This is a genomic window from Robinsoniella sp., assembly GCF_034124845.1.
Genome location: NZ_JAWYAJ010000245.1, coordinates 1 through 4742, shown reverse-complemented (window position 1 = coordinate 4742; position 4742 = coordinate 1). Strand labels below are relative to the sequence as shown.

The 4742-nt window shown below is 44.1% G+C and carries 2 protein-coding genes and 2 pseudogenes; all 4 read left to right on the top strand.

The window, feature by feature from the left end; genetic code table 11:
- Window positions 1-1656: sialate O-acetylesterase (locus tag ACH2DQ_RS12075; RefSeq protein WP_395026878.1), on the top strand; the 1656-nt coding region annotated here is incomplete at its 5' end.
- Window positions 1657-1694: 38 nt separating this feature from the next.
- Window positions 1695-3138: pseudogene (locus tag ACH2DQ_RS12070) on the top strand (glycoside hydrolase family 1 protein).
- Complete coding sequence (locus ACH2DQ_RS12065; protein WP_394911816.1) at window positions 3119-4102, top strand: ROK family protein; 984 nt, start codon at window positions 3119-3121, stop codon at window positions 4100-4102. The pseudogene ACH2DQ_RS12070 and the gene ACH2DQ_RS12065 overlap by 20 nt, the downstream one beginning before the upstream one ends.
- 8 nt (window positions 4103-4110) lie before the next feature.
- Window positions 4111-4742 (top strand): annotated as a pseudogene (locus ACH2DQ_RS12060) (NADH:flavin oxidoreductase); the annotation flags it as partial.

Below are 4742 nucleotides of genomic sequence, written 5' to 3'. Positions count from 1 at the left end.
ACCGTACAAGGCGGAGGAATGAGTCGATGTGGACATCGACGATTGAAGACAACGCAGGTATGTGCATATCTGGTTTGCATAACTGTGGCAGTAATTTTTAAAAGTGCTATAAGAAAGAATGAGGTGTATAAAATGATTCAGGCAGCAGATATATTTCAGTCAGGTATGGTGATTCAGCGAAGAAAACCATTTCACATATGGGGCACTGCAGATGCAGGGCGTCAAATCGTGATCGAGACACCCTGGAATAAAAGTACCGTAAATGTTGATGACAGCGGATATTGGCATGGAGAATTACCTGCTATGGAAGCAGCAGAAAAGATAGAAATCAGAATTTATAATGAAAAAGAAACTGTTTCTTATACCGATGTCGCAGTTGGCGAAGTCTGGATCGCCGGCGGACAGTCCAATATGGAATTCCATATGCGATATGAAAAGCATTTAGCACAGGAAAAGCCAATATGCCAAAACAGCAGAATACGGTTTTATGACGTACCGGAAATAGCTTATAAGGGACAGGAAAAGGACTTTGACTATAGCAGAATGGGGTTTTGGAGAAAAGCAACAGAAGCAGATATTGAATATTTTTCCGGTGTTGGCTACTACTTTGAAAAAGAGCTGGAGCAAAAGCTGAATGTACCGGTGGGTATCATTGGATGCAATTGGGGCGGAACCAGCGCGTCCTCCTGGATGACCAGAACAAGTCTGGAGCAGACAGGAAAACCCTGGATAGATGACTTTGAAAGCAGAATGGCAGGACTGGATCCGGATATTTACATGGCGGAGCAAAAGAAACGTTCCATGAATTCCAGAGGAAATCCTTTTGCGGATGTCCTTACAGAATTTTTACTTTCCGGTACCCCTGCTCCGGATGAAATCCAGAGATTTATCAAGCAGATGGATATACCGGAAGACGTATCGGATGTCCTGCCGCCCCAGGCATTTCCGGAAAGTCTCTATGAGCATATGGTGAAGATTATCGCCCCTTACAGTATACGGGGGATTCTCTGGTATCAGGGTGAAAGCGATGATGTATTGGGGTGTCAATATCTCTATGAAAATATGCTTAAGGGTCTGATCGGGGACTGGCGGATTCTATGGAACGATCAGACATTACCATTTTTGGTGGTACAGCTGCCTGGGTGGGAAGGCTGGATAACAACAAAAGGCTCTGACTTTCCAATGCTGCGTCATTGCCAGGAATTAGTTGCAAACCAGGATGACCATGTACATTTATGCTCTATTTCAGATGCGGGGGAACAGTATGATATCCATCCCAAGAACAAAAAAGTGGTTGGACACCGATTAGCTCTGCTGGCACTGGGGCATGTGTATGAGCAGGCTGTCCTATGTGATGCACCTGCTGTAGAAAATGTTCACAGAAATGCAGACTTGATTACGGTATCTTTTAAACATGCGGATGGCGGTCTGCTCGTAGATGGAACAGAGATTGAAGCATTGGAAGTATATAGCGAAGAAGCAGCAATTCCTTTTAAAGTGCAAGTATCCGGAGAAAAGCTGCTGATCCGGTTGTTAAATGAAGAGCTGAATGACATCCAGATATCTTTTGCCTGGAAGCAATATTATCATGTGAATCTTTACAATCAGAACGGGATTCCGGCGATTCCATTTCAGTTAAAAGTTCCGGATAAGTAAGTCATGATGCCCTGTATTTTTAATGAAAGGAGGAAAATATGTTCCCGGAAAATTTTTTATGGGGAGGCGCAATTGCTGCAAACCAATGTGAAGGCGCTTACCTGGAGGATGGAAAAGGACTTTCCATACAGGATGTGATGCCTAAGGGAATCAAAGGTCCCCGGACCGAGAGACCCACTGAAGACAATTTAAAACTGGTGGGCATAGATTTTTATCACAGATATAAAGAAGATATAAAGCTATTAGCAGAAATGGGGTTTCAAGTATTCCGAATCTCCATAGCATGGAGCAGGATTTTCCCACAGGGTGATGAGGAAACGCCAAATGAAGCAGGTCTTCAGTTCTACGACGACCTGCTGGATGAATGCAGGAAATATGGCATAGAGCCCCTTGTTACCATTTCACATTATGAGACACCGCTTCATTTGGCTGAGACTTATGACGGATGGCTGGACCGGCGGATGATTGGTTTCTATGAACGCTATGTAAGAACTATTTTTACCCGTTACAGAGAAAAAGTGAAGTACTGGCTTACATTTAATGAGATTAATTCCATACTTAATTCACCATTTATGAGCGGTGCCATTAACACCCCTAAAGAAGAGCTGGAAGAATCACAGCTGTATCAGGCAATCCACCACGAATTAGTAGCAAGCGCACTGGCGACTAAAATCGGGCATGAAATTAATCCGTACTTTCAGATTGGATGTATGATATTGAGTATGCCCGTCTATCCGCTGACACCGGATCCTAAGGATGTGATCTGTTCTATGGAAGAGGAACATAAGCATTCCATGTTTACCGATGTCCATGTCCGGGGCGAATATCCGGGTTATATGAAGCGTTATCTGAAGGAACATGGCATTAAAATTGATATTGCCAAAGAAGACAGGGATATTTTGAAAAATACAGTGGATTTTATATCCTTCAGTTACTATGTAAGTGTCTGTGCAACGGCGAATGCGTGCAAAAATGTCCGCGGTGAAGGTAATCTGCTGGGCGGGGTTATGAATCCTACTCTGAAATCCAGCGAATGGGGCTGGCAGATTGATCCCATAGGACTTCGCTATGTGTTTGAATCAATATTGGGATAAATACCAGAAGCCTTTGTTTATCGCAGAAAACGGATTAGGAGCCCTGGATCACCTGGTGCCAGACAGTGCAGGAAATCCTACCGTTGCAGATGATTACCGGATCGCTTATCTGAAGGAACATCTTCTGCAGGTGGCGGAAGCGGTCAAAGACGGGGTAGAAGTCATGGGTTATACCACCTGGGGATGCATCGACCTGGTCAGTGCATCAACAGCGGAATTGAAAAAACGTTATGGCTTTATCTATGTTGACCGAAACGATGACGGCAGCGGAACATTAGAACGGTATAAAAAGAAAAGTTTCTATTGGTATCGGGATGTGATTGCAAGCAACGGACGGTCTTTAAGATGTTGCAGCGGGGAGGCGAAGCATGAAATATTTAGCGATTGATATCGGCGGCACGTATACAAAATATGCAGTTATGGATGAGGACTGTCATTTTTTTTACAAGGATAAAGTCCCAACCAGACAGGAATCCCTAGAAGACTTCATTGAGATGCTGACGAATATTTACGAACAGAATAAAACGGACATACAGGGAATTGCACTTAGTACCGCGGGTATGATTGACAGTGAAACGGGATTTATGTATAACGGTGGTTCCATTTTCTGTATTTCCAATATCAACATTGTGGAAATACTGGAAAACTGCTGCCGGGTTCCGGTTACGGTAGAAAATGATGCAAAATGTGCTGCTTTGGCGGAGGTATGGAAGGGCTGTCTAAGTGATTGCAATAATGCAATTGCAGTGATCTGCGGCACGGCAGTAGGCGGTGCTGTAATCTGCAACCGTAAAGTGGTAAGAGGAAAGCATTTTATGGCGGGAGAGTTCAGCTACATTTTGACAGATGGAAGAGATGCGTTTAATCAGGACAAGATCCTGGCAGAGTCAGGGGGCGTTCCTGCATTATTACATATGGTATCCGGGAAAAAAGGAATACCGGTAGCCGAATTGGATGGCGAAAAAGTATTTTCTATGGCAAACTGCGGGGATGAAGAGACTCTTTGGTGCATTCGCAGCTTTGCCAATTGTCTGGCGGTTCAGATTACAAACTGTCAGTTTATCTTTGATCCTGAACGAATTGCCATTGGCGGCGGAATTAGCGCCCAGCCGTTGTTTCTGCAGATAATGCGGGAAGAATTAAAAAAATTAAATGGCGTTTATCCCCATGCGGTCCCCATTCCGGAAGTCACTTCCTGTGAGTTCTTTAATGATTCGAACCTGATTGGGGCATTATACGTTCATTTAAAAGCAAAAGAAGAAAAAATAAATATGGACAAGGTGAAAGAATTCATGAACCTCCTAAAGAATCGAAGAGAGGGACAATATTTAAAAGAACTTTTCATCGGATAGGAGCGAAAATGATTCGAAAATACCCAAATTTATGTAACTCTATCACAATAGGCAATGTTACGTTCCGCAACAGAATGTTTTCCGCACCCATGGGTGGGACTGACATTACAAATGATGGCTGTATCGGGTCAAAATCAACCGCATTTTATGAGCTTCGTGCAAAGGGCGGGGCAGCGGGAGTAACCGTGAGCGAGTGCATGGTTCACCCTGAAACAGACGGTTCCCATGCATATCATTTGGATACCGCTATTTTAAATTCTCTTGCATCTGCTACCTATACGGCAGATGCAATCCGGCGTCATGGTGCCATGCCAAGCCTTGAATTATCCCATTCGGGAATGTATGCCGGAACATATATGACAGACAAGGATAAACAGCATTCCATGAACCAGTGGGGGCCATCTGCTGCATTACGTTCTGACGGTGTGGAAGTAAAAAAACTGACGAAAGAAATGATTTCCAGCATCGTGGAAGCCTATGGAAAGACTGCGGCAGTGGCAAAACGGGCAGGGTTCGAAATGCTCATGATCCACGGCGGGCATGGCTGGCTTTTAAATTAGTTTCTTTCACCGTATTTCAACAAACAGGAAGATGAATATGGTGGCTCCCTGAACAACAGATGCCGGCTTGCAATAGAAGT

What these genes read in the sequence shown, in the direction of transcription:
- ACH2DQ_RS12065 (WP_394911816.1), top strand. Translation starts at nt 3,119, where the DNA reads ATGAAATATTTAGCGATTGATATCGGCGGCACGTATACAAAATATGCA.